This is a genomic window from Methylocella sp. CPCC 101449, assembly GCF_031921685.1.
In the GTDB taxonomy this organism is placed as follows: Bacteria; Pseudomonadota; Alphaproteobacteria; order Rhizobiales; family Beijerinckiaceae; genus Terripilifer.
Genome location: NZ_JAPDHU010000003.1, coordinates 64,505 through 88,864 on the forward strand (window position 1 = coordinate 64,505; position 24,360 = coordinate 88,864).

At 58.7% G+C, this 24,360-nt stretch carries 19 protein-coding genes, 2 tRNA genes and 3 rRNA genes; 7 read left to right on the plus strand and 17 right to left on the minus strand.

What is annotated here, in order from left to right; translation table 11 throughout:
• Positions 1-79 precede the first annotated feature (79 nt).
• The gene (locus OIM99_RS20470) at positions 80-1,054 is read left to right on the plus strand and encodes a tripartite tricarboxylate transporter substrate binding protein (protein WP_311852343.1); all 975 of its coding nucleotides are present in this window, start codon (positions 80-82) and stop codon (positions 1,052-1,054) included.
• Here OIM99_RS20470 and OIM99_RS20475 read toward each other — a convergent pair.
• Positions 1,051-2,112: a GSCFA domain-containing protein gene (locus OIM99_RS20475; protein WP_311852344.1), complete on the minus strand. Its 1,062-nt coding sequence runs from the start codon at positions 2,110-2,112 to the stop codon at positions 1,051-1,053. The two genes, OIM99_RS20470 and OIM99_RS20475, sit on opposite strands and share 4 nt — an antisense overlap.
• Before the next feature lie 105 nt (positions 2,113-2,217).
• Between OIM99_RS20475 and OIM99_RS20480 the strand changes: the two genes are divergently transcribed.
• A complete protein-coding gene (locus OIM99_RS20480; RefSeq protein ID WP_311852345.1) occupies positions 2,218-3,231 on the plus strand; it encodes a WcbI family polysaccharide biosynthesis putative acetyltransferase in 1,014 nt (337 codons plus the stop codon).
• Positions 3,232-3,322: 91 nt separating this feature from the next.
• Here OIM99_RS20480 and OIM99_RS20485 read toward each other — a convergent pair whose 3' ends face one another.
• The 5 genes from OIM99_RS20485 to OIM99_RS20505 form a co-directional block, all read right to left on the minus strand.
• Entirely contained in the window at positions 3,323-4,096 is a 774-nt protein-coding gene (locus OIM99_RS20485; RefSeq protein ID WP_311852346.1) for a TonB family protein, read from the minus strand.
• On the minus strand, positions 4,093-4,548 hold the full coding sequence (gene exbD, locus OIM99_RS20490) for a TonB system transport protein ExbD (RefSeq protein ID WP_311852347.1): 456 nt from the start codon (positions 4,546-4,548) through the stop codon (positions 4,093-4,095). The genes OIM99_RS20485 and exbD overlap by 4 nt, the downstream gene beginning before the upstream one ends.
• A 3-nt stretch (positions 4,549-4,551) precedes the next feature.
• Positions 4,552-5,355: a tonB-system energizer ExbB gene (gene exbB / locus OIM99_RS20495; RefSeq protein ID WP_311852348.1), complete on the minus strand. Its 804-nt coding sequence runs from the start codon at positions 5,353-5,355 to the stop codon at positions 4,552-4,554.
• Positions 5,352-6,035: a Fe2+-dependent dioxygenase gene (locus OIM99_RS20500; RefSeq protein WP_311852349.1), complete on the minus strand. Its 684-nt coding sequence runs from the start codon at positions 6,033-6,035 to the stop codon at positions 5,352-5,354. Before OIM99_RS20500 ends, exbB begins: the two co-directional genes overlap by 4 nt.
• Before the next feature lie 255 nt (positions 6,036-6,290).
• Positions 6,291-7,292 carry a YegS/Rv2252/BmrU family lipid kinase gene (locus OIM99_RS20505; RefSeq protein ID WP_311852350.1) on the minus strand — a complete coding sequence of 334 codons (1,002 nt, stop codon included), beginning with the start codon at positions 7,290-7,292 and terminating at the stop codon, positions 6,291-6,293.
• A gap of 252 nt (positions 7,293-7,544) precedes the next feature.
• Between OIM99_RS20505 and OIM99_RS20510 the strand changes: the two genes are divergently transcribed.
• Positions 7,545-8,144 carry an HPP family protein gene (locus OIM99_RS20510; protein ID WP_311852351.1) on the plus strand — a complete coding sequence of 200 codons (600 nt, stop codon included), beginning with the start codon at positions 7,545-7,547 and terminating at the stop codon, positions 8,142-8,144.
• A 99-nt stretch (positions 8,145-8,243) separates the two neighbouring features.
• Positions 8,244-10,118, plus strand: coding sequence for a Na+/H+ antiporter NhaA (nhaA, locus tag OIM99_RS20515; protein ID WP_311852352.1), 1,875 nt, complete (start codon positions 8,244-8,246; stop codon positions 10,116-10,118).
• Between the two features lie 102 nt (positions 10,119-10,220).
• Here the strand turns inward: nhaA and OIM99_RS20520 are convergent, their stop codons facing one another.
• Positions 10,221-11,450, minus strand: coding sequence for an FAD-dependent oxidoreductase (locus OIM99_RS20520; protein ID WP_311852353.1), 1,230 nt, complete (start codon positions 11,448-11,450; stop codon positions 10,221-10,223).
• 161 nt (positions 11,451-11,611) lie between these two features.
• Between OIM99_RS20520 and OIM99_RS20525 the strand changes: the two genes are divergently transcribed.
• Positions 11,612-12,088, plus strand: a complete 477-nt coding sequence (locus OIM99_RS20525) for an anthrone oxygenase family protein (RefSeq protein WP_311852354.1) — start codon at positions 11,612-11,614, stop codon at positions 12,086-12,088.
• Positions 12,089-12,094: 6 nt separating this feature from the next.
• On the opposite strand, the gene OIM99_RS20530 is transcribed toward OIM99_RS20525, so the two are convergent.
• From OIM99_RS20530 to OIM99_RS20540, 3 genes are all read right to left on the minus strand, one after another.
• Positions 12,095-13,144 carry a uroporphyrinogen decarboxylase family protein gene (locus OIM99_RS20530; protein ID WP_311852355.1) on the minus strand — a complete coding sequence of 350 codons (1,050 nt, stop codon included), beginning with the start codon at positions 13,142-13,144 and terminating at the stop codon, positions 12,095-12,097.
• Between the two features lie 82 nt (positions 13,145-13,226).
• Positions 13,227-14,153, minus strand: a complete 927-nt coding sequence (locus OIM99_RS20535) for a LysR family transcriptional regulator (RefSeq protein ID WP_311852356.1) — start codon at positions 14,151-14,153, stop codon at positions 13,227-13,229.
• Positions 14,154-14,184: 31 nt separating this feature from the next.
• On the minus strand, positions 14,185-15,198 hold the full coding sequence (locus OIM99_RS20540; protein ID WP_311852357.1) for a tripartite tricarboxylate transporter substrate-binding protein: 1,014 nt from the start codon (positions 15,196-15,198) through the stop codon (positions 14,185-14,187).
• A gap of 183 nt (positions 15,199-15,381) precedes the next feature.
• On the opposite strand from OIM99_RS20540, the gene OIM99_RS20545 reads away from it, so the two are divergent.
• Positions 15,382-16,293 carry a 2-dehydropantoate 2-reductase gene (locus OIM99_RS20545; RefSeq protein ID WP_311852358.1) on the plus strand — a complete coding sequence of 304 codons (912 nt, stop codon included), beginning with the start codon at positions 15,382-15,384 and terminating at the stop codon, positions 16,291-16,293.
• Positions 16,294-16,306: 13 nt separating this feature from the next.
• On the opposite strand, the gene OIM99_RS20550 is transcribed toward OIM99_RS20545, so the two are convergent.
• Together OIM99_RS20550 and OIM99_RS20555 are read right to left on the minus strand one after the other, a co-directional pair.
• Positions 16,307-17,437, minus strand: coding sequence for a CaiB/BaiF CoA-transferase family protein (locus OIM99_RS20550; protein ID WP_311852359.1), 1,131 nt, complete (start codon positions 17,435-17,437; stop codon positions 16,307-16,309).
• A 46-nt stretch (positions 17,438-17,483) separates the two neighbouring features.
• Positions 17,484-17,960, minus strand: a complete 477-nt coding sequence (locus OIM99_RS20555) for a MaoC family dehydratase (RefSeq protein WP_311852360.1) — start codon at positions 17,958-17,960, stop codon at positions 17,484-17,486.
• 150 nt (positions 17,961-18,110) lie between these two features.
• On the opposite strand from OIM99_RS20555, the gene OIM99_RS20560 reads away from it, so the two are divergent.
• Positions 18,111-18,614: a GDSL-type esterase/lipase family protein gene (locus OIM99_RS20560; protein ID WP_311852361.1), complete on the plus strand. Its 504-nt coding sequence runs from the start codon at positions 18,111-18,113 to the stop codon at positions 18,612-18,614.
• Between the two features lie 103 nt (positions 18,615-18,717).
• Here the strand turns inward: OIM99_RS20560 and rrf are convergent.
• The 5 genes from rrf to OIM99_RS20585 all read right to left on the minus strand — a co-directional run bounded on the left by rrf (position 18,718) and on the right by OIM99_RS20585 (position 23,928).
• Positions 18,718-18,832, minus strand: a 5S ribosomal RNA gene (gene rrf, locus OIM99_RS20565).
• A 103-nt stretch (positions 18,833-18,935) separates the two neighbouring features.
• Positions 18,936-21,748, minus strand: a 23S ribosomal RNA gene (locus OIM99_RS20570).
• 340 nt (positions 21,749-22,088) lie between these two features.
• A tRNA-Ala gene (locus tag OIM99_RS20575) sits at positions 22,089-22,164 on the minus strand.
• Positions 22,165-22,202: 38 nt separating this feature from the next.
• Positions 22,203-22,279 (minus strand) — tRNA-Ile (locus OIM99_RS20580).
• A 165-nt stretch (positions 22,280-22,444) separates the two neighbouring features.
• A 16S ribosomal RNA gene (locus tag OIM99_RS20585) occupies positions 22,445-23,928 on the minus strand.
• Together the 16S, 23S and 5S rRNA genes with 2 tRNA genes alongside form the textbook arrangement of a ribosomal RNA operon.
• Positions 23,929-24,360: the final 432 nt, after the last annotated feature.

The window sequence follows — 24,360 nt, forward strand, 5'->3', positions numbered from 1 at the left end:
CGATTTCCTGACATTGCGCCCGGTCACGGGCCGGCTAGTCTCGGGCTTGGCTGCCACCTGCCCATCGCCGGAGTCGCTCTTGACCCGTTTCGCCCTTTGCTTGGCCTCACTCGGCTACGCCCTATTGTTCTCGTCGCCGATCGCTCAGGCCCAAAGCTGGCCGAACCGGCCTATTCGACTGGTCGTGCCCTTCGCCCCTGGCGGCTCCACAGATGTCATCGCCCGTCTAATCGCCGCCGACATGGCCGGCCCGCTCGGCCAACAGGTCGTGGTGGAGAACAAAGCCGGGGCTGGCGGCAGCACGGGATCAACGGAGATCGCCCGCGCCCCGGCCGACGGCTACGCGATCCTAGCTGCCACGGTCTCCACCCACGCGATCAATCCGGCGCTTTACAGTCGCCTGCCCTTCGACGTGAGTGACGACTTCACGCCGATCATCCATCTCGTCGACATTCCCAATGTTTTGTTGATCTCGCCGACGGTACCCGCACGGACCGTCGGCGAACTCAAGACCTTTGCGGCCAATAACCCAGGCCGGCTCAATTATGCCTCGCCCGGTGTCGGCAGCATCGGCCATCTGCAAAGCCAGTGGTTCGCCAATCTCATCGGCGTTTCCATGGCCCATGTGCCCTATCGTGGCGCAGGTCCCGCCATGCAAGATGTCATGACCGGCGAAGTGCAATTGATGATCGACAACGTGCCGACCGCGCTCGAGCAGATTCGCTCCGGCAAGGTCAATGCGCTCCTGGTTTCAAGTCCGGCGCGCATCGCGCAATTGCCCGACACCCCCTCCTCCGTCGAAGCGGGCCTGCCGCAATTCATTGGCTATAGCTGGTTGGCCTTCCTCGCACCCAAGGGCACGCCCGATCACGCCATCACCGCACTCTACGAGGCATCCAAGGCAGCCCTCGCCAATCCGCAGGTGCGCGAACGCCTGCAAGCCCTCAGTGCTACCGTTATTGGTGAAAACCCTAGCGCCACAGCTACTTTTCTACGTGCCGAGCGTGACAAATGGACCCCGATCGTCAAGGCGATCGGAGTCCAACTCGACTAACTTTCGATCGCCACTTCGTCGCAGACGATCCGCGCCGCGCTCGCCGCTTCCGCCGCAGCGTCGAAACGCACGTCCTCGTAATTGTGTTTCGCCTGATTCCCGCCTTCAGTGAAATGATCGAAGAAGGTCTTCATGGCGAGATCGACGCCAAGCTCGGTCAGCTCACGCTGATCGTCGGTATAGATGCGGCCGGCGTTGAACGGCGTCAGCACGATGTCATAGGACGGGAAATAAGCGACGTTATCACGCGCGCCACAGACCTCGTCCGCCGCGACGCGTAGCGCCGACTTGGTGTAGGAATTCGACACCACCACATGACGCGGCTCATAGGTCGCCAACATCGACACAGGCGAGACCGAAATGATGATCCGGCTCTTCGGATTGACGGACCGCAGATTGTCGATGAAGCCCAACAGATCCGCGACAATCTCCGATACCCGGGCATTGTGATATTCATAAATGTCCGGGTCCCACGTGCCGCCCGAGACGCCAGGGGCTACCGGCAAGACGACCTTGTCGCTCTTGGAACGAAAATGTTCCGTCAGCCCAAGCGTGAGCACGAAGACATCGAGATTCTCAAACATCTCGCGAACAAGCCGCAGATGCTCCTCACGCGACGCATGCACTTCGTCAGGCGAAGCAAATCCCTCCGGCTCGATCAGCGGCCGATAGGGATCGACGAAGCGACCATCGGGGCGCGTCCAGACGTCGATATCCGGCTTCAGCTGGCCGAAGGCGCGTTCGAATGTCTGCCGCAATTGGGCCGTTGTGTAGATATTGCCATAGCGGCAGGAGAACACGCGATAGTTGCGTTCAAACGCCTGGTCGCCGGTGAGCCCCGGCGGCGTGTCTTCCGGCACATAATAGTGATAGCCGCTGTTTTGCAGCTGGCGAGCCACCCGCTGAGCGAAGCAGCTACCCGCCGAGGCCACCTTGTCCGAAGGAGCAATCGTGAAGGGGACCGAGACAATCGGATCTATGGCGAAAGACGGCATGGAAGCCACGGCCGAACGCCAAAACTGGTGTGACGGCAGGTTGTTATAGGGGCCACGGGCCATCGGAATCCTCGTGAAAACCGCGTGAATTGAGCTGGATTGACGATAGGTCCGCATTGGACGAATGTCACGGCCAGAATCTTGATTCAATCGTAGGTCGGAGTTCAGATGCTGTCCGCATTTGACCGGCGCGTGCTGTCTATGCGCGTGCGTCAGGTCGCAGGTCGTAATCGGCGCAAGTCGAATGGCCCCCATATCGCCGTCATCGCCAACTGCCAGACTTTCGGCGTCGCCTATGCGATGGACATGCTGCTTCCCGGCGCGACCGTCGATCCCATCCAGATCCTGCTCGGCAACCGCACGACGCCGGAACTGCTGGCCAAGGTGCTACGCGACTACGATTATGTCTTCGGTCTAAAATACATCTCCACCCATCTGCGCTTCGGGGATCACGCGACGCTGGAACGACTGATGCCGAGCATCCGTTGGTTCCCGCTGTTTCATTTCCCCGCTTATCATCCCGACTTCCTCTTTCTGCAAAAACCAGGCGCGCCAAGCGCCGTGCTCGGCCTGTTCAACGTTTCGCAATCGGCCATTCTCGCCACCGCCTTCCGCCTGGGTCTCTCGCAGAAGCAGGCTTTGAGCCTGATGAACGAGGATATGTACGAGCGGCTCGGTTATTTCGATGTCTGGCAGTCGGCCTGGGACGAAATGCTGCGGCTTGGCCGCGAATGCGATCTCGACTACGGCCCCGACATGCTCCGCTGGAGCCGCGCGGGTTGTTTCATGCACACGCCCGTGCATCCGAAAGCCCACGTGATGTATGACGTCGCGCGGATGTTGCTTCGTAAGGAGGGCCTGACCCTACGCGAAGGCGACTTCGATCGCTTTGCCGTCGACCGGCTTGTGGACGATGCGGTGCTGCCGATCTATCCGCCGATCGCCAAGCGCCTCGGCGTCAAGGGCGACTATGTGTTCAAGCGCGCCAGCCACCCCGGCCCGAAGAACAAAGCCTATTTCTATACGCTGGAGGATTTCGTCGCCTCAAGCTACGAAACGTTTTCAAAAGCCGATCCATCGAACATGCAGCATCCGCGCATCGATGGCTGGCTGCAATCGCCCGAAATCTGCGACCTGTTCCGCTCGCGCGCTAGAGCAAATCACGTTTCGATAGAAACGTGATTTTGCTTAGATTCTCTTATTTTGGACGCGTCTTCATGGCGTTCGGCGATCCGCCGAACTGTGAAACGCTATGAAGGCTGATGCGATCCCCTCAGCCTTTGACGCGGAAGACGATCGGCATCGTGAAGCTCAGCCCCTCGTCGGCCACCAGCGGTGGCGGTGGCGGCACCGGATCTGAGCGGCGCATCATGGCGATGGCTGCTTCATCGAAGTTGGTATCCCCCGAGCCTTTTGCGATGCCAACCGTCTTCACATGGCCGAGGCGATCGAGCTCGAACTGCACGACGACTTCGACGCTGCGGCGTGTGCCTCCCGTCGGATAACGCTTGTGGCGATCGATATGAGCGACGAGCTGGCGCTGCCACGTCGCACGAATGCGCTGCAGGCTGCGACCGGTACCGATGACAGGTGCGACCGATTTCTCGCTCGGCGGGGCTTCCTCGACCGTCGGCGCGGCGGTTGCCTCGGAAGCGACGGATTCCGTCGACTGCGTGGCCGGCACGGCCGTCGTCTGCGGCTCTTCTTCCTTCGGCTTCTCGGTGGCCTGCTGCTGCACCACACGATCGGGATCTTCCGTCTCGGTCGGATCGCCCTTTTCGAATTCCGTCTGTTCGGTCTTGACCTTCTGCTCCTGAACCGCCTGCGATGCAGCCGAAGCTTCGGCCTCTGGCCCCGGCGGCAGATCGGAGGGTTCGGCCTTCAGTGAGGCCAGCTCCAGCCCTATCTCGATCGCCGGCGCCCCATCCTCATCTTCCGTCGGCTCGACATTGGCATAGGACATGGCCACCATTGCACCACCCAGGTGCAAGGCCAGCGCGCCGGCAGCGGCTAAGGTCCATAGGGCCATCGAGCTCTTCGGCATCATGGGGTGGTGCCCCCCCCTTCGGCAGGCTTCGCCTCCGGCACGCCTTCCAAAGCCACCAGAGCGACCTTGAGATAACCACCGGTGCGCAGCAGCTCGAACACGCTCATGATCTCGCCATAGGGCACGGACTTATCGGCGCGCAGGAAGATGCGTTTGTCCTTGGTCATCTCCGGGAGCTGGTCGAGCTGATGCGCGAGATCGACCCGCTTCACCATGTTCTCGCCGATCGCCACCGACAGATCCGACTTGATCGTCACATAGGTCGGCTTATCCGGCTTCTTTTGCGGATTGGCGGTCGAGCTGGGCAGATCGACCGGCAGGTCGACCGTCGACAGCGGCGCCGCCACCATGAAGATGATCAGCAGAACCAGAATGACGTCGATGAAGGGCGTGACGTTGATCTCATGCACTTCATCATATTCGTCGTCGGTTTCACCAAGCGAGACGGCCATGGCTCACTCCGCCAGGGTGTTGGCGACTGAGCGCCCGTAAGCGCGGTCGAGATCGCGGGACAAAAGACGCTGCACCAGGCCTGAGGCCGCACTCACCGTCTCGCCATAGGACTTCGTGCCGCGCGAAAAGTAATTGTAGAGGATGACCGCCGGGATAGCGGCGACGAGGCCCAGCGCCGTCGCGAGAAGCGCTTCGGCGATGCCCGGCGCGACGACGGCCAGATTGGTCGTCTGCGATTTCGAAATGCCGATGAAGCTGTTCATAATGCCCCAGACGGTGCCGAACAGACCGACGAAGGGACCTGTTGACCCGATCGTCGCCAGCAAACCCATGCCACGACGCATGCCGCCGGTTTCGCGGCGCACGATCTCGCTGAAATGCGAAGCAGCGCGTTCCTTGATGCCACCATCGACCGTGATATCGGATGACAGATGCGCTTCTTGAGCAGCCGCATCGAGCAGGCGAGCAACGATGTTTCGTTCACCGCGCAGCGTCTCTTGCGCATCGGCCAAGGAGCGCGAACCGGCGATGCGGGCAATCGCGCGGCGCAACTTCGTCTGCGCGATCCCCAATTCCACGCTCTTGGCAATGAAGATCGTCCAGGTGACGACGGAAGCGAATGCCAGGCCCACCATCACCGCCTGCACAACGATGTCGGCGGCCATGAACATCGACCAGGGCGAGAGATCGTGCGGGACGGCTCCCGATGGCGGCACGACGCGCGGCACAACCTCTTCTTGCGCCCAAACCTGCGTCGCCAAAACCTGCGCCGCCAAAACGAAAGTACCGAGATGCCGCCTGTTCATACTTGTGCCCATTGCCGGATGAGATTGTGATAGATGCCCGTCAGCCGCACGACGTCCGCGTCCCCCGAGTCAAGCCGTGTGGCGAGAGATTGAATGGTCTGATCGAGATCGAAGACCAATGCGCGTTGATGGTCTTCCCGCAACATGCTCTGCAACCAGAAGAAGGAAGCGACGCGCACGCCGCGCGTGATTGGCGTCACCATATGCAGGCTCGAAGCGGGATAGAGCACGAGACTGCCCGCAGCGAGCTTCACTTCATGCGAACCGTATTGATCTTCGATGACGAGTTCGCCGCCTTCATATTCTTCCGGTTCGGAAAGAAACAACGTCACCGACAGATCGGTGCGGATGCGCAAGCCCGTCAGCTTGTCGCCACGCACCGCATTGTCGACATGCAGGCCAAACTTGTTGCCGACGCCATAGCGATTGAACAGTGGCGGAAAAATGCGCTGCGGCACAGCCGCCGAAATGAACAGCGGACTGCGCGTCAGCGCCGTGATGATCCGCTCGCCCAACGCGCGCGACACATCGCTGTCGGGCGGAAGCTGCGTATTATCCTTCACCAGCGCCGAGATCGAGCCGGCCGTCGAGCGCCCGTCTTCCCAATCGGCCGCGTCCATGATGCGACGGAAGTCGGCGACCTCCTCCTTCGTCAGGACATCTGGGACACAGATCAGCATCGCTTCGCAGCTTTTCGTTGGGGGCGCGCCAAAAGATTGCCGGGCGCATGCAACAACGTTGCATGTCCTAACCACGGCCGTCTTTACGAACGGCCCCGAAGCTTGTCAAAGCAAATAGCTTAGAAACATTCCAGATACCCTTGATTTAAAAGGACTTCCTAACACTCAAAGGCACCTGGAGTGTTGATATTAGAATTACTCTAATTAAGCCAAAATCGCGATGTCATTGATAGTGCGCCGCGAAGCCGACCGATACTACGCGCTAACGGGGTCTTCCCGGCCGTCTTTCGAGGCGAGCATCCCTGCTCTGATATTTCCTTCACTTGGATGTGGAGTAGATCGCTCGACGAAGGTTATCGGCACGATGACCCGCAACGCCCGTCGCGCGACGCTGACATGAATAGGCGTCTTAGTCACGACTTCACCATCTATGGAAACATAGCGGATCGGATCGGTCGTCAGGGTCACCGCTTTCGTCCGCACCACATCCAAACGATGTGGTCCCAGCGGAAGATGCAGCCAGATGCGCAACCAGCCGCTCACCAGAGCCCAGCGCGAACTTCCCTTAATGATGCGAATGACAATATCGCGGCTCTCCACATCCGCTTCATCCGCGACCAGCATGCCGCCATGATAGGGACCGTTGGCGATGAGCACGTCGACGGCTTGATCGACATCGAGAACCGTCTGTCCTTCGTGGCTCAAACGACAAGCAAAGGGCTTGAACGTGGCCAACATGCGGGCGGCTGCAATCAGATAGCCGAACCGCCCCAGATAGCGTTTGAGCTGATGCGGCCGGCTGCGCCCGATCGCAGCAGAAATGCCAATCGATGCCGCATTGGCAAAGAGATCGCCATCGATACAGCCCAGGTCGACAGCAACTACGGTCCCGTTGGCCAAGGCATGAGCGGCGCCTTCGACATCAATGGGAATGGTCAGCGTTCGCGCGAAACTATTGGCCGTCCCAAGCGGCAGAATCGCAAGCGTGGCCGCGGAGCCGACGAAGTAATCGACGATGGAGCTGATCGTCCCATCGCCCCCGCCGACGATGACCAGCACAGCTCCTCGCGCCACCACACCTTGGACGATTTCCGATAAACGACCAGGATCGCGAACCGGGTAAGTCGCGCTCAGTGCCACCCCATGAGTGGCCAGGGCAACCTTGGCCCGAGCGTAGAGTTTTCGTCCCCGCCGCGAGCGCGTATTGACGATCAAGACCGCCTCGCGCCAGGCCTGCGGTCGCTCTGTTTCGATCATGGATGCGTGGCCTCCCGTTGCTGAAGAACAACGCGGAAAAGGCCGTTTCGACACAGAGCCAATTGGCTTCAGTTGCGAGGCTATGCATATTTCACAAGAATATTATGCTGTTATTTTAAATTGACGAACGTCGTTTGTGCATAATATCTAGGCTAACTGCATCTCAGTTAGGCGATATTTTGCGTTTCTTCCAGCCGATTCTGTCCGGCGCCAATTTCCGCGACCGCGCTTTATCCTGTCTCGGGGTCTTCATTGCCATCGCCTGGACGGGCATCACCAGTTTGCGCCGTTCTCGGCGAGACCTCGCCCCTGATCATCGCGCCCGTCGGTGCGTCGGCGGTCATCGTCTTTGCCATTCCGGCCAGCCCCCTGGCCCAGCCCTGGCCGGTCATCGGCGGCAATATGATCGCCGCCTTCATCGGTCTCGCCTGCGCCTGGCTGATCCATGATCCGACATGGGCTGCGGCCCTGGCCGCCAGCCTGGCGCTAGCGATCATGTCGCTGACACGATCCCTGCATCCGCCAGGCGGCGCTGTCGCAATGACCGCGGCGCTGGGCGAACCGATCGTTGCCAAATGGGGCCTGTTGTTCCCTCCGGTGCCCGTGGCCGTCAATTCGGCCGCCATGGTGGCCGCCGGCGTGCTGTTCCATCGCCTCCTGCGCCGATCTTATCCACACCGGCCCCTGCCATCGCCTGGTGCGGCCGCACCGACCTTTGTCGCCGCCGATATCGACGAAGCCCTGCAGCAGATGGGTGAAAGTTTCGATATCGCACGGGCCGATCTCGAACGCCTGCTCGAACAAGCGGAATTGAACGCGCATCAGCGACGGTTGCGCTCGACCATCACCTGAGGGCTAATATCTGTTCAAACCTTGAGCTGTCGTGCAAAATCCCTATGTGTGGGCCTCTCACCACAGCATCGGCCAGATTTTACTCGCAGGTTTTTCTGAATGTCAGAATTGAGCTCGACCAACCGTCTCGACCGACCCGTGGACGAGGCGGTCGATCACATTTTGGGCGACGCGACCGCCGAAATCACTCTGGTCGAATACGGCAGCTATGCCTGCCCCCATTGCCGCGCCGCCAATGACAGGATCATCCAGGTTCGCGAACAGTTCGGCGATCGCTTGCGCTACGTCTTCCGGCATCGCCCGCTGACCAACAACGAACTCGCACGCCGCGCCGCCGAGCTTGTCGAATACACCCGCGACAGCGAGCACTTCTGGGATGCGCATGTCAAACTGATGACACGCTCGACCACCCTCACCGAGGACGATCTGCGAGCGGTCGCTTCCGATCTCGGCCTGTCCTATTTCGACGATGAAGATCTGGAAGAGACCGCCTATCGCGCACGCCAGCGCGTCGATACCGATATTTCCAGCTCCTATGCCAGCGGCGTCATGTACACGCCGACCTTTTTCATCAACGGTCGCCGCTACGATGGCCCCTGGGATGAAAGCTCCTTCGCCGATGCCATGCTCGGCTCGCTTGGACATCGTGTCCGCTCTGCCGCCCTCGATTTCGCCAGTTGGGCGCCTTCCACCGGCATCTTGCTGCTGCTCGGCACGATCGCCGCCGTTTTAGCCATGAACTCCGCCTTGGCCGGCGGCTTTGAAAAATTCTGGCACACCTATATGGGCCTGTCCCTGGGTGACGCCGCTTTCCGCATGTCGCTGCTGCATTGGGTGAACGATGCCCTGCTGACGATTTTCTTTCTGGTCGTCGGCCTCGAAATCAAACGCGAATTCACCGTCGGCCATCTCGCCAGTCGCCGCTCCGCGGCTCTGCCGATCGCGGGCGCACTTGGCGGCATGGTCGCGCCGGCCCTCCTCTATCTCCTGGTCATTCCTTCCGGCCCGTGGGCTCATGGCTGGGGCGTGCCGATGGCAACGGACACAGCCTTCGCGGTCGCGCTCATCGTCATGATGGGGCAGCGCGTCCCCGTCGAACTGCGCATCTTCCTCACCGCCGCCGCTATCGTCGATGACATCGGCTCGATCATCGTTGTCGCCGCCTTCTATTCAGGCGCTTTGAATCTCTATGCGCTCGGCGCCGCCGTCGCAGTCGTCGCCGCACTCGCCTTCCTCAACCGTTCGGCCGTCTATGCGACGACACCCTATATTCTGCTCGGCATCGCTCTGTGGATCTGCGTCTATGTCGGCGGTTTGCATGCGACCCTGGCTGGCGTCGTACTGGCCCTATTCATTCCAACGCGGCCGCCGCCCAATCTGCGCGCCTTGATCACCCAGGCCAATTCCATCGTCACGGCCGAAGCCATGCGCTACGGCGAGGCTTTACGGCACGGCCCTTCAGCGCCAGCCATGCGCGCGCTCGATGCAATCCACGATCGGCTTGAATCTCCGGCCGACCGCATGCTGCGTCATGTGGCGCCACGTTCGAGCTATTTCGTGCTGCCGCTGTTCGCGCTCGCCAATGCCGGCGTGGTTCTGTCCATGGGCGTGTGGAGCGACCATCCACGCTTGATGCTGGCGATCATTCTCGGCCTCGTCGTCGGCAAACCGATCGGCATGGTCGGCGCCGCCGCGCTCGCCGTCTGGCTCAAGATCGCGGTCAAACCGGCCGAATATTCCTGGCGGCAATTGTGGGGCGCTGGTGCCCTCGCCGGTATCGGCTTCACCATGTCGCTGTTCATCGCCGGCCAGGCTTTCCCCGTCGCCAGCGATTTCGACGCGGCGAAGATCGCGGTCTTCTGCGCCTCGATTCTTTCGGCCATCATCGGCGTCGCCGCACTCTGGACGGCCTATGACACCAGCGCGGAAACGAACACCGAGGCCGATGCGCCAAAGGCCGCCGAAGTCACCTGACCAGAGTCTTTCACCGTTTCACTGAAACGGTGAAAGACTTCAGGCTCTTGTTTTGACGCGTTTTCTTTACGCGAACCAGAATCCACTTCGCTCGAAAACGCTCTAAGATAAACGCCGCGGCGACAATTCCGGCATCGGCACCTGCCCGGTGATGATTTCTTCAGCCAGCAGGGCCGCGGTCGTCGGCCCCAGGGTAAAACCCTGGTGGCCATGGCCGAAATGGAACCACAGGTTTTTATGGCGCGGCGCCGCACCGACGAGCGGCAACATATCGGGCATGCATGGACGATTGCCGAACCAAGGTTCGGCTTCGACTGGCTCGCCCAGATCAAGCAGCTCACGAGCGGCCTGTTCAGCACGAACCATCTGCACCGGTGTTGGCGGCGCATCGAAACGGGCAATCTCGGCACCCGTCAGAACCCTGAAACCAGCCCGCATGGGTGACAGCGCTGCCCCGTTCTCGACATCGAGCATCGGTAGGTTCAGCGTCGTCCCGCCTGTGTAATGCCGATGATAGCCGCGCTTGCGCAGGAGCGGGACACGATAGCCAAATTTCTGCAACAGCAACGGCGACCACGGTCCAAGCGCCACAACCACGTGCCGCGCGGCAAGCCGCCCCCAGCGAACACCGACACTCCACATGCGGCCATCTTGCTCCAGACTGCTCGCATCCGCCGTTTGAATGCGCCCGCCACGGGCGACGAACAAATCCGCGTAAGCCTGTGTCAGCGCGCCTGGATCGCTGCAGCTCCAGCTATCGAGCCAGTGAAATGCGCCGGCGCATGCGATCTTCAGCGCCGGCTCGGCCGCAGCCAGCTCCGCCCCATCCATGATCCGCAATGCCAGATCATATTGGCGCGCGACACGTTCCGCCTGCGCCACGTTGCGCTCGAACTCTCCGGTGCTGCGGAACATCTTGCGAAAGCCCTCACGCCGGATCAGCCCCTCGACGCCAGCAGCAGCGATGAGTGGTGCATGATCGGCAGTCGAGCGGCGTGTCAGCTTCGCATAGCTGCGCGAGATGATCTGATGCCGCACCGGAGCTGACGCTTGGAAATAACCAAGGAGCGGCCGCCACTGATCCGGCAATGCATCGAGGTGATAGTTCACATCGTTGCCGCGCTTGAAAATGACCCGCAGCAGACTGGCGAGATCGTGGGGAAAAGCATAGGGCTCCGCAGCCTCGGCCTGGATCAGACCAGCGTTTCCATAGCTGGTCTCATGCCCCGGCGACGTCCGATCGACAAGAACCACCTCCTGCCCCTGGGCCTGCAACGCCAGCGCGGTCGAGACACCCACCATGCCCGCGCCCAGCACCAAAACATCCGGCATATTCTGTCTCCGACCTCCAGGCCGCCCTCAGAACTGGCATAAACCATTGCCGGCATAGACCCAATGGGTTCTCTGGACGCACCGTGGAACGGATGAAAAACCTCTGTTAAATTCTCCGAGATTGAGGCTGGCCCAGTGAGGCAGCCAATGAGGAAAGCGCCATGAATGAAACCATCCGCTTCCTGCTCCTGCTTCTAGGCACCCTCGGTGCCGGTTTGATCGCCGGCCTGTTTTTCATTTTCTCCAACACGATCATGAAAAGTTTCGACCGCCTGCCATCGGCGAGCGCCATCCTCGCCATGCAGGCGATCAATATCGTCATCATCAATCCCCTGTTTATGACGGTTTTCTTCGGCACCGCTGCGATCTGCCTGGCACTGCTGGCAGCATCTCTCGGCTGGAACATGCCGGGGGCGCTCTGCATCCTCTTGGGATCGCTGATCTACCTCATCGGCTCGATCGGCGTGACGATGGTCTGCAACGTCCCCCTCAATAACCGCATGGCCGCGCTCCCGGAGACGGCTCCGGCGACCGCATGGGCAGATTACAGCGCGCCCTGGACGCGCTGGAACCACGTGCGCGCCGTGGCCTCGCTACTCACCGCAGCTCTGTTCGTCACGGCACTCTGGCAGGACTGAAGTCGATCACGCCGGCAATTCGGAGCGTACGATCTGCGTGCCCTGCACCATCGCCTGCAATTTGGCATAAGCTATGTCTCGGGGAATATATTTCATGCCGCAATCGGGCGCGATGACGAGCCGTTCCGCCGCCACATAGGGCAAAGCCGCGCGGATGCGATCCGCGACCTGTTCGGGCGTTTCCACAGTCATGTCGGACAGATCGATCACGCCAAGCACGACCGTCTTCGACGGTAAACCTTTCAACACAGCGCAATCCAGTTTCGACTGCGCGGTTTCAATCGAAATCTGTCCGATCGGCGATCCCTCGAATTCAGGCAGGAAAGAATAGCCCGGCGGCCGCTCGTGAATGATCGCCGCATAGCCAAAACAGATGTGCACGGCCGTCGTGCCTTTGACGCCGTCGAGCGCCGCATTCATCGCAGCGAGACCATAATCGCGCGCCGCCTGCGGGCGCGCCTGCATATAGGGCTCATCGATCTGAACGATATCGACGCCGGCGGCGAAGAGATCCTTGATCTCCTCATTGACCGCCGCCGCATAGGCGAAAGCCAAGTCCCGGCCACTCGGGTAAAAATCGTTCTGCGCCTGCTGCGACATCGTATAGGGCCCAGGCACGGTGATCTTGGTGACGCGCTTGGTATGGTTACGCAGGAACTCGACGTCACGCACACCGATGGGATGCTTGCGCTTGATCGGACCGACGACACGCGGCACCGGATTGGGATGGCCCGACCGATCGAGCGCCGTGCCCGGATTGTCGACATCGACTCCTTCGAGCGCCGTAGCAAAGCGGTTCGAATAGCTCTCGCGCCGCACCTCGCCGTCGGTGATGATATCGAGGCCGGCCTCCTCCTGATCGCGAATGGCCAGCACCGTCGCGTCGTCCTGGGCTTGCTGCAAAAATTCAGGCGCGACACGCCACAATTCCCGCGCCCGAACACGCGGCGGGAAACGTTTGGCGAGACTGGCCCGATCGATCAGCCAATCGGGAACGGAGTAAGAGCCAACAAGAGACGTAGGCAACAGGACTGGAGCTTGATACGAGCGAGCCATGGCTTTGACGATCCTCCCTTGGGCAGTGTTGGCCCTCAGGATGGGACGAATCCGCGTGCCAGGCTAGCCCCGTGCTCGCCGGTTACGGCTCCACCGGGTCGACCGGCTCGTCGGCCTCCGAGAGAGCCTTAACCAAGGCGCTAATGGACGGTGACAACGTATTCGAGCGCAACGTGGCGAGCCACAGATCGAACTGCGCCCAGTCATCAACAATCGAAATCGCCACCAACCCGCGCATGGATATCTCCGCCGCCGAGCTGTCATGCGGCAGAATGGTAACGCCCAGGCCGCTATGAACAATCCGCAAGCTCGAGGCTGGACTGCGGGATTCGGCACGCCTGAGCAGATCGACGCCGCGCTTCGCTGCTTCCTGCAAGAGTGTTTGTCCCATGGCCGTTTCGTGCGGCAGCACCCAGTTCTCTTCCAAAAGCTCGTCCAATTTGACGGACGTCCGGCTGGCAAGCGGATGAGAAGGATTGACAACGACGCTCAACCGATCCCGCCGATAGGGCAAGACTTCCAGCGACGGCGCGATATGGCCTGAAAGAATAATCCCAACATCAGCCTGGCCGCCCAACAAACTGTCGACCACGTCTTGGCTCTTCAGTTCCTTCAGCAGCAGGCTGACACTCGGATAGTTTCGCAGGAATTTATCGAGCTGTTCAGGCAGATCGTGATAGAGCGCCGGCGCAGGCACGGCGAAGCGAATTTTTTCGGTATTCCCGACCGCCAGATCGCGAACATTGTCTTCAAGCTGATCGATGTCGGCGGCGATGCGGCGGGCATAATTGGCGACGACACGACCAAAGGGCGTCAGGGAAATCCCCCGCCCCGTGCGAATGATAACCTGATGACCAAGACTGCTTTCCAGGAACTGGATGCGCCGGCTCGCCGCCGACACAGCTGTGTGCAGTTCCTCAGCGGCCTGCGTCAGCGAGCCAAATTTTTCGATTGCTAGCACCAGCTTGAGAGTCTTCAAGCTGAGGCGATCATAGAGTTTCGCGCCCATATGTCCTCCGGTCGCGCGTTCCTGACGCGACCTATTCCGAGCTTATACCACTGGCTTTGATCGGTGCATCCCACTTGGCGATTTCCGATCGCAGGAAGCCTGCCAGAAAGGCCGGACCTCTGCGCTCAGGCTTGATGTGATCGTCGCCCAGCCCTTCAAGCCGTTCGCGCACCGCCGGCGTATCCAGCGTCATGTCGATTGCCTGGGCCAGCCGCTGAATTATCGGTTGCGGCGTCGCTTTCGGCAGGAAAATCCCCTGCCAGACGCTGACATCGAAGTCCTTCAACCCCTGCTCCTGGGCTGTCGGCAATTCGGGCAGGATCGCGGCCCGCGATCCCGAGAGCAGAGCGATCCCACGTACCGCCCCGCTCTGAACCTGCGGCGCCGCGGTCGAAATCGCGTCGCACATATAATCGACCCGACCGCCGGCAATGTCCTGCATGGCCGGCCCCGCGCCGCGATAGGCAATATGAGTGACCTTGACACCCATGACCGAGTTCAAAAGCACGCAACCGATATGGGAGGCCGAGCCCGCCCCAGCCGAGGCATAATTCAGCTTTCCCTGATTGGCCCGAACATAAGCGATGAAATCCTGCAGGTTTGAAACCGGCATGTCTTTCGACACCGCCAGCACCCGCGCCCCATTGGTGACGAGACTGACGGGTTCAAAATCCACCGTCGAATCATAAGCGGCTTTCTTGGGCAGCAACTGGCTCCACACCTGTGTGCCAATATTGCCGAGAAGAATTTGATAGCCGTCAGGCGCCGCCTTCGCGACCCGGCTCGCGGCGATTGAACCGCCTGCGCCGCCAACATTGTCGATGATCACCTGTTGCCCAAGCAACTCGCCCAGCCGCTGCGCCAGGATCCGCCCCGTCACGTCGCTCGGGCCGCCGGCCGCAAAGGGAACCACCATGGTAATCGGCTTGGTCGGATAATCCTGCGCCAGCGCCTGCCCCAGCGAAAGGCCGGCCAAAAGGGCGGCAGCCACATTTGAAATAAGGTGAATACGCGCGCGCGGATTCGATATTGCCAATAACGTCATGTCAGCACCTCGTAGAGGTGCTGGCTATCCGTATACTCACTATCGAGTCAATTCAGGCGGACCAAACAGAACTGACCAGTTTATACCTTATGAACAAAGGCAGCTTCGTCATGGATTTAGGGCTGCCAGATCGCGTATTCTCCAGCCCATCCAAATCAAACGATCGACCGTCAGGTTTCAAGGATGAAATTCGCAGTCATGGGCGCCGGCGCGATCGGCTGTTATTTTGGCGCGCTTCTCGCCCGCGCCGGCCACGACGTCTGCTTGATCGGACGAGCGCAGCACGTCGCGGCGATCCGCCAACGCGGCCTGCGGCTCGAAAGCAAATTCTTTGATGGCCATGTGCCAATGCACGCCACGACGGAGGCTCAAGGCGTTGAAGGCGCCGATGTCATTCTCTTCTGCGTCAAGTCTACGGATACGGAGACCGCCGGCCAGATGATTTTACCGTATCTGAAATCGGATGCGGTCCTTCTTTGCCTGCAGAACGGCGTCGACAATGCCGAGAGGCTTACAACCGTTGTCCCGCAGACGGTGCTGGCGGCAGCGGTCTATGTAGCGACAGAGATAGCCGGCCCCGGCCACGTGCGTCACCATGGCCGCGGCGAACTGATCATCGCACCAAGCCCGGCCAGTATTCGCATCGCCGATGTTCTCGTTAAAGCCGCTATTCCCACGACGGTCTCACAAGACGTGCTGAATGCTCTCTGGGTCAAGCTCGTCGCCAATTGTTCCTACAATGCGCTCTCCGCCATCTCTCAATTGCCCTATGGACGTCTGATCGAGGTGGACGGCGTGCGCGAGATCATCCACAGCACCATTGATGAGTGCATTGCTGTCGCATCTGCCTCAGGCGTTTCTCTACCCGACGATATTCAAGATCTAACATTCCGCATTGCCGTCGACATGGCCGGCCAGCGTTCATCGACGGCACAGGATCTTGCTCGCGCTAAGCCCACGGAAATCGACCACCTCAACGGCTACGTCGTTCGCAAAGGCCGACAAGTTGGCATTCCAACACCGGTCAATCTCTTGCTCCAGACCATGGTGAAGCTGAGAGAGATGGCGCAGAAATCCCCGCCAATTGGGCATTAATGGAGCATATTCTCTAGGGATCAGACGCATGGGCCCATCTTTCAAGCACCGCCTCGATCGTATCGTCTGATGTCTCTTTGATCTCGGGAACCGAGCGACTGAAGCGCGGCGCCGGTGCCGCCTCGAGATGCGCCCCCACGGTTGCGAACAGTTTGCGCGCGATATTCTGCGGATCGTTCTTTGCCTCCTCCAGTGTGAGCACCGGCGAAACACAGGCCTCGCTCCCTTCAAAGACCTTCTGCCATTCATCGCGTGTGCGCTTGGCAAAAATGCTTTGAAAGCGTCGACGCATGTCAGGCCAGCCCGCACGCTCCCACTGATCCGACAAGCTGATCTCCGAAAGATTCAACTTGGCCAAAAGACTGGCGAAGAATTTGCTTTCAATCGCCCCGACCGCCATATGGCGATGATCCGAGGTCTCGTAGAGCGCATAAAACGGCGCACCCCCGTCGAGAATATTGCCACCGCGTGGCGCCTGCCATTGTCCCGCAGCCATGAGACCGTGAATGAAAATCGAGAGAGAAGCCACGCCATCGACAATAGCCGCATCGATCACTTGGCCTTTCCCCGAGCGCGTTCTTTCCAACAAGGCACAGACGATACCGAACGCCAGATACATGCCGCCGCCGCCGAAATCGCCGAGCAGATTGAGCGGAATGACCGGCCTTTGCGCATCGCCGATCATGTCGAGCGTGCCTGACAGAGCCAGATAATTGATATCGTGCCCGGGCTGTCGCGCCATGGGGCCGTCCTGCCCCCAGCCCGTCATACGCGCGTAAATCAGTCGCGGATTGGTCGCCAGACAAACATCAGGACCAAAGCCGAGACGCTCCATGACGCCGGGCCGAAATCCTTCCATAAGGACATCGGCATGATGCAGAAGTGCACGCAGATGCGCCTGATCTTTCGTATCCTTCAGATCGAGCACGATCCTGCGCCGCCCGCGCGCCATGAAGCCATCAGTATCCGATAGGAAATCAAGCGGTGTGTCGGATTTGCGCTCGACGCACACCACGTCGGCGCCCATATCCGCCAGCATCATCGCGCTGAAAGGCGCAGGGCCCAGTCCGCCCAGTTCGATCACCCGAAGATTGGCAAGCGGTCCCATGCGCACTCCCTCGCGGACACCGTCGAAAGGGAGCATCGCACTTTGCGAGAGCAGCGTCAGCCGGAGTGTAGGATGAACACGCTCATCCCTTAGACAAAAACAGCACCAGCCATTCAGCCGAGAGAGCCGGCTTTGTCTCGCCTTCGATTTCGACTTCCACCTGATAGTGAACGAGCGTCTGGCCTTCGGCACGGCGATTCGCTTTGGCGAGTGTGAAACGCCCTCTGATTCGCGAACCGGACGGCACGGGCGCCAGAAAGCGAATGCGATCGAAGCCATAGTTGAGGACCGACGAAGCGCCACTCAGAGGCAGGGCCGTCGCAGCCATCTTGCTCAGCATCGACAGAGATAAGAAACCATGCGCGATCGTGCCGCCGAACGGACCTTTCGCCGCCGCCTCGACATCGACATGCAAGAACTGATGATCCTCGGTGACCTCGGCGAAACTGTCGATGCGATGCTGATCGATGGTGAACCAAGAGGAGAGGCTTACCTCACCGATCAGGGACTGCAGATCGGCAACGTCCGCCGCGGTAACGGTGTTGGATGATGCTTTCAAACCAAAACGCTCCTTGAGCCAGATCGGCGACACATCACATAAGCCGACCAGTTGAATATGAACAGAGTTCCAGGATAGCCTTCAAAAGCCATGATAACCAACGGGTTACGACTTAATCCCGAATCTGGCTCGAACGACGGAGGCAAGACTATGAAGGGGGCTGCTCGAATCCTGTCCGCGCTGACTTTCACCATCGCTCTCTGGTGCATCGGACTTCCTTCTGCCCAGGCGCAGACGCTGGTGGCGCTGGGCGCCAGCAACACCTACGGTAAAGGCGTCGCCCGCAATCAAGCTTATCCCGCGCAACTCGAAGCCACTCTTCGGGCCCAAGGCCTGCGTGTCCGCGTCGTCAACGCCGGCATCAATGGCGACACCACCGAAGGCATGCTCCGCCGGCTGGATCGTGCCGTTCCCAAGACGACGAGCGCCGTTCTCCTGCAGCCCGGCGGCAATGATCGGCGCCAAGGCAGTGTCGATCGCACGGCCGAAATCCAAGCCAGCCTTTCGGCACGTGGCATTCCGGTGATCATGATCGCCAACAACATGTTTCGCGGCCTACCGCACCAAGCCGATCAGATGCACTTGACGCCAGAAGGCTATCGCATGCTCGCTGAAACGGTCGCATCGCAAGTACGCGGCGTTATCGGTCGGTAAGCGCGACACCCAAGACTGGATCTGCAAAACAAAAAACCCCTCGCCGCGAGGCAAGGGGTTTTTCGATTTGATCATACGTAAGAGGCAGATCCGTTTTTTGCAGGCCTGGCAACGACCTACTCTCCCAGGTCTTGAGACATAGTACCATTGGCGCGGGAGCGTTTGACGGCCGAGTTCGGGATGGGATCGGGTCTGGTCACTCCGCAGAAGTCACCAGGCCGGCAAAAAACGGATTGAAGCAAAACTGGTTTTTGTATCATGGCCAAAGCCGTTTCCCTTGTGGGGTCGTGCTTTGGACTGGATGGATATCGACTAATGAGAGTGTTTAAGCCGATCGAGCTATTAGTACCGGTAAGCTACATGCATTGCTGCACTTCCACACCCGGCCTATCAACGTGGTCGTCTTCCACGGCTCTCGAGGGAGAACTCGTTTTGAGGTGGGTTTCCCGCTTAGATGCATTCAGCGGTTATCCCGTCCGTACATAGCTACGCTGCACTGCGGCTGGCGCCACAACAGCTCCACCAGAGGTACGTTCACCCCGGTCCTCTCGTACTAGGGGCAAATCCTCTCAATTCTCCTACACCCACGGCAGATAGGGACCAAACTGTCTCACGACGTTTTGAACCCAGCTCACGTACCACTTTAATCGGCGAACAGCCGAACCCTTGGGACCTTCTCCAGCCCCAGGATGTGATGAGCCGACATCGAGGTGCCAAACACTGCCGTCGATATGGACTCTTGGGCAGTATCAGCCTGTTATCCCCGGCGTACCTTTTATCCGTTGAGCGATGGCCCACCCACTCGGGACCACCGGATCACTATGACCGACTTTCGTCTCTGCTCGACTTGTTTGTCTCGCAGTCAGGCAGGCTTATGCCATTGCACTCAACGAGCGATTTCCGACCGCTCTGAGCCCACCATCGCGCGCCTCCGTTACTCTTTGGGAGGCGACCGCCCCAGTCAAACTGCCCACCATGCGCTGTCCCGGCTCCGGATGACGGAGCTCGGTTAGATATCCATGTCAATAAGGGTGGTATTTCAAGGGTGACTCCACCTGAGCTGGCGCCCAAGCTTCAAAGTCTACCACCTATCCTACACATGCTAACACGAATACCAGTGCAAAGTTGCAGTAAAGGTGCACGGGGTCTTTCCGTCTGACCGCAGGAACCCCGCATCTTCACGGGGAATTCAATTTCACTGAGCTGATGTTGGAGACAGCGGGGAAGTCATTACGCCATTCGTGCAGGTCGGAACTTACCCGACAAGGAATTTCGCTACCTTAGGACCGTTATAGTTACGGCCGCCGTTTACCGGGGCTTCGATTCAAGGCGTGAACCTCTCCTCTTAACCTTCCGGCACCGGGCAGGCGTCAGACCCTATACGTCATCTTGCGATTTCGCAGAGCCCTGTGTTTTTGTTAAACAGTTGCCACCCCCTGGTCTGTGCCCCCCCGACCTGGTTGCCCAAGCCGAGAGCCTCCTTCTTCCGAAGTTACGGAGGTAAATTGCCGAGTTCCTTCAACATCATTCTCTCAAGCGCCTTGGTATACTCTACCAGTCCACCTGTGTCGGTTTGGGGTACGGTCTAATGTGGGGGCTATTTCCTGGGACCACCAGGTTGCACAGGAAATCCAATAATCCCGTACAACTTTCGCAATCCGTCACCACCCACTGGCCCACGAATATTAACGTGGTTCCCATCGACTACGCCTTTCGGCCTCGCCTTAGGGACCGGCTAACCCTGCGAAGATTAACTTTACGCAGGAACCCTTGGACTTACGGCGACACTGTCTTTCACAGTGTTTGTCGTTACTCATGTCAGCATTCGCACTTCCAATACCTCCAGGATGCCTCACGGCTGTCCCTTCGACGGCTTATGGAACGCTCCGCTACCGCGCATTGCTGCGCCCAAAGCTTCGGCTCGTGGCTTGAGCCCCGGTACATCTTCGGCGCGGAAACCCTTATTTAGACCAGTGAGCTGTTACGCTTTCTTTAAAGGATGGCTGCTTCTAAGCCAACCTCCTGGTTGTTTTGGGATTTCCACATCCTTTCCCACTTAGCCACGAATTAGGGGCCTTAGCTGTTGGTCTGGGTTGTTTCCCTCTCCACAATGGACGTTAGCACCCACTGTGTGACTCCCGCGCATTACTTCCAGGTATTCGGAGTTTGGTTAGGCTTGGTAAGGCTGTGAACCCCCCTCACCCATCCAGTGCTCTACCCCCTGGAGTATTCACGCGAGGCTATACCTAAATATATTTCGCGGAGAACCAGCTATTTCCGAGTTTGGTTGGCCTTTCACCCCTAATCACAAGTCATCGGAGCCTTTTTCAACAGGCACCCGTTCGGTCCTCCAGTAAGTGTTACCTTACCTTCAACCTGCTCATGACTAGATCACCCGGTTTCGGGTCTAATCCGACGAACTGAACGCCCTGTTCAGACTCGCTTTCGCTGCGCCTACACCTACCGGCTTAAGCTTGCTCGTCAAATTAAGTCGCTGACCCATAATACAAAAGGTACGCCGTCACCCAGGACGAACCTTGGGCTCCGACTGTTTGTAGGTATCCGGTTTCAGGAACTATTTCACTCCCCTCGTCGGGGTGCTTTTCACCTTTCCCTCACGGTACTTGTTCGCTATCGGTCGCTAAGGAGTACTTAGGCTTGGAGAGTGGTCTCCCCGTGTTCAGACAGGATTGCACGTGTCCCGCCCTACTCAAGTCCTCAATGTTTCGAAATCCGTACGGGGCTATCACCCACTAAGGCCCGACTTTCCAATCGGTTCCGATTAAAAACACTGAGGCACTGGCCTGGTCCGCGTTCGCTCGCCACTACTAACGGAGTCTCGTTGATGTCCTTTCCTCCAGGTACTTAGATGTTTCAGTTCCCTGGGTTTGCTTTTGTACCCTATGTATTCAGGCACAAATACCTTCTGTTGATATCTGTAAGTCCAAAACCATGCAGCTTCGTCTCCGAAGCACAAGGCCTCGGAATTACAGATATCGAAGGTGGGTTTCCCCATTCGGAAATCCGCGGATCAAAGGTTGTTCGCACCTCCCCACGGCTTATCGCAGCGTACCACGTCCTTCATCGCCTCTTAGCGCCAAGGCATCCACCGGATACCCTTATTACACTTAATCACTCTCATTATCGCTATCCACCTCTCGTGGTCCCTCGGCAAAGGGCCACGCGGTCGCTGAAGGGTCTTCAGCAGGATCACGATAGAAAAGACCAGTTTTGCTTCAAACATATCCGGGAGCGCTGCGGTCAAGCTACGCCCACGTGCCGGTTACAAGAACCAGCTGCTGGTATGCTTACCCATCAAGTCCACCTCTCGAGATTGCTCTCGATCAGCTTCCCTTGCGGGTAACCGGATATATTTCCTCTTCACGATGTCAGAAAACTTCTCAGCGAACATGCCACTGCATGCCGCAAACGTTTATGGACGAACCAGGAGCTAGTCGTGGTGATCAAACCATCTGGTGGAGCCAGACGGGATCGAACCGACGACCTCATGCTTGCAAAGCACGCGCTCTCCCAACTGAGCTATGGCCCCGAGCCAAACGAACTCGATGATGGTCACGCGCAATTAATTGGTGGGCCTGGGAGGACTTGAACCTCCGACCTCACGCTTATCAAGCGCGCGCTCTAACCAACTGAGCTACAAGCCCGAACCGCCCCACTCCCCGCGGGATGCAGGAACCTTGGCGGGCTCGTCCAGGAAGAAAGAGAAACGAAGACGGCGGCGTCCCGCATGATACGGTCTGACTGACCGTTATGTTCTGAAGAGTTTCGATAAGACAGGCAAAATGCCCACCTTGAGGAAACATCCTTAGAAAGGAGGTGATCCAGCCGCAGGTTCCCCTACGGCTACCTTGTTACGACTTCACCCCAGTCGCTGACCCTACCGTGGTCGTCTCTCTCCTTGCGGTTAAGAAAACGCCTTCGGGTAGAACCAACTCCCATGGTGTGACGGGCGGTGTGTACAAGGCCCGGGAACGTATTCACCGCAGCGTTCTGATCTGCGATTACTAGCGATTCCACCTTCATGCACTCGAGTTGCAGAGTGCAATCCGAACTGAGACGGCTTTTTGAGATTTGCCAGGGCTCGCGCCTTCGCATCCCACTGTCACCGCCATTGTAGCACGTGTGTAGCCCAGCCTGTAAGGGCCATGAGGACTTGACGTCATCCCCACCTTCCTCCGGCTTATCACCGGCAGTCCCCCTAGAGTGCCCAACTTAATGATGGCAACTAAGGGCGAGGGTTGCGCTCGTTGCGGGACTTAACCCAACATCTCACGACACGAGCTGACGACAGCCATGCAGCACCTGTGTTCCCGGCTCCGAAGAGAAGAAACCATCTCTGGTATCCGTCCAGGACATGTCAAAAGCTGGTAAGGTTCTGCGCGTTGCTTCGAATTAAACCACATGCTCCACCGCTTGTGCGGGCCCCCGTCAATTCCTTTGAGTTTTAATCTTGCGACCGTACTCCCCAGGCGGGATGCTTAAAGCGTTAGCTGCGCCACTAAGCAGCAAGCTGCCTAACGGCTAGCATCCATCGTTTACGGCGTGGACTACCAGGGTATCTAATCCTGTTTGCTCCCCACGCTTTCGCACCTCAGCGTCAGTTCCGGACCAGTAAGCCGCCTTCGCCACTGGTGTTCTTGCGAATATCTACGAATTTCACCTCTACACTCGCAGTTCCACTTACCTCTTCCGGACTCAAGATCCCCAGTATCAAAGGCAGTTCCAGAGTTGAGCTCTGGGATTTCACCCCTGACTTAAAGATCCGCCTACGTGCGCTTTACGCCCAGTGATTCCGAACAACGCTAGCCCCCTTCGTATTACCGCGGCTGCTGGCACGAAGTTAGCCGGGGCTTATTCTCCTGGTACCGTCATTATCTTCCCAGGTAAAAGAGCTTTACAACCCTAAGGCCGTCATCACTCACGCGGCATGGCTGGATCAGGCTTGCGCCCATTGTCCAATATTCCCCACTGCTGCCTCCCGTAGGAGTTTGGGCCGTGTCTCAGTCCCAATGTGGCTGATCATCCTCTCAGACCAGCTACTGATCGTCGCCTTGGTGAGCCATTACCTCACCAACTAGCTAATCAGACGCGGGCTAATCCTTCGGCGATAAATCTTTCCGCTCTCGCGCTTATCCGGTATTAGCTCAAGTTTCCCTGAGTTGTTCCGAACCAAAGGGTATATTCCCACGTGTTACTCACCCGTCTGCCACTCTGTATTGCTACAGCGTTCGACTTGCATGTGTTAGGCCTGCCGCCAGCGTTCGTTCTGAGCCAGGATCAAACTCTCAAGTTGTATTGAGATTTTATCCCGACTGGTCACTGTCAACATTACTTGACGAGTTCCAAGCACTTGTCCGCGTCTCACGACTGCGAACGGTGTACTTAGAAGAACGTGACCGTCAGAGTGTCTCATCGACATTCCTGTTGCCAGGAACATCCGCAAGGACATCCGCCGTCCACGTCTCTCTTTCTTCCGATTCAATTGTCAAACAGCAACCGCATCAAAGACTTACACCTAATAGCAGAAGAACCGCTATCGCCCTGAATGCCCCGACCTACCTGGCCGATCCATTCAGATGATGTACGCCTCGAGAAGCTCGAAGAAACCGAGTTCCGGCAGCCGCTTGGAAGCGGCGTCGCCGTCGGTGTGCTGCTTATAGGTGGAGCCTCGTCGAAGTGTCAACACGGATTTTCAAAAAAACATCGCAATAATCCTCTAAACGAC

Coding starts and splice junctions, on each gene's coding strand:
- exbB (WP_311852348.1), bottom strand. CDS start 5,355: ATGAACAGGCGGCATCTCGGTACTTTCGTTTTGGCGGCGCAGGTTTTG.
- OIM99_RS20535 (WP_311852356.1), bottom strand. CDS start 14,153: ATGGGCGCGAAACTCTATGATCGCCTCAGCTTGAAGACTCTCAAGCTG.
- OIM99_RS20525 (WP_311852354.1), top strand. CDS start 11,612: ATGAATGAAACCATCCGCTTCCTGCTCCTGCTTCTAGGCACCCTCGGT.
- OIM99_RS20550 (WP_311852359.1), bottom strand. CDS start 17,437: ATGCTCCCTTTCGACGGTGTCCGCGAGGGAGTGCGCATGGGACCGCTT.
- OIM99_RS20560 (WP_311852361.1), top strand. CDS start 18,111: ATGAAGGGGGCTGCTCGAATCCTGTCCGCGCTGACTTTCACCATCGCT.
- OIM99_RS20500 (WP_311852349.1), bottom strand. CDS start 6,035: ATGCTGATCTGTGTCCCAGATGTCCTGACGAAGGAGGAGGTCGCCGAC.
- OIM99_RS20540 (WP_311852357.1), bottom strand. CDS start 15,198: ATGACGTTATTGGCAATATCGAATCCGCGCGCGCGTATTCACCTTATT.
- OIM99_RS20520 (WP_311852353.1), bottom strand. CDS start 11,450: ATGCCGGATGTTTTGGTGCTGGGCGCGGGCATGGTGGGTGTCTCGACC.
- OIM99_RS20475 (WP_311852344.1), bottom strand. CDS start 2,112: ATGGCCCGTGGCCCCTATAACAACCTGCCGTCACACCAGTTTTGGCGT.
- OIM99_RS20505 (WP_311852350.1), bottom strand. CDS start 7,292: ATGATCGAAACAGAGCGACCGCAGGCCTGGCGCGAGGCGGTCTTGATC.
- OIM99_RS20480 (WP_311852345.1), top strand. CDS start 2,218: ATGCTGTCCGCATTTGACCGGCGCGTGCTGTCTATGCGCGTGCGTCAG.
- OIM99_RS20530 (WP_311852355.1), bottom strand. CDS start 13,144: ATGGCTCGCTCGTATCAAGCTCCAGTCCTGTTGCCTACGTCTCTTGTT.
- OIM99_RS20545 (WP_311852358.1), top strand. CDS start 15,382: ATGAAATTCGCAGTCATGGGCGCCGGCGCGATCGGCTGTTATTTTGGC.
- exbD (WP_311852347.1), bottom strand. CDS start 4,548: ATGGCCGTCTCGCTTGGTGAAACCGACGACGAATATGATGAAGTGCAT.
- nhaA (WP_311852352.1), top strand. CDS start 8,244: ATGTCAGAATTGAGCTCGACCAACCGTCTCGACCGACCCGTGGACGAG.
- OIM99_RS20485 (WP_311852346.1), bottom strand. CDS start 4,096: ATGATGCCGAAGAGCTCGATGGCCCTATGGACCTTAGCCGCTGCCGGC.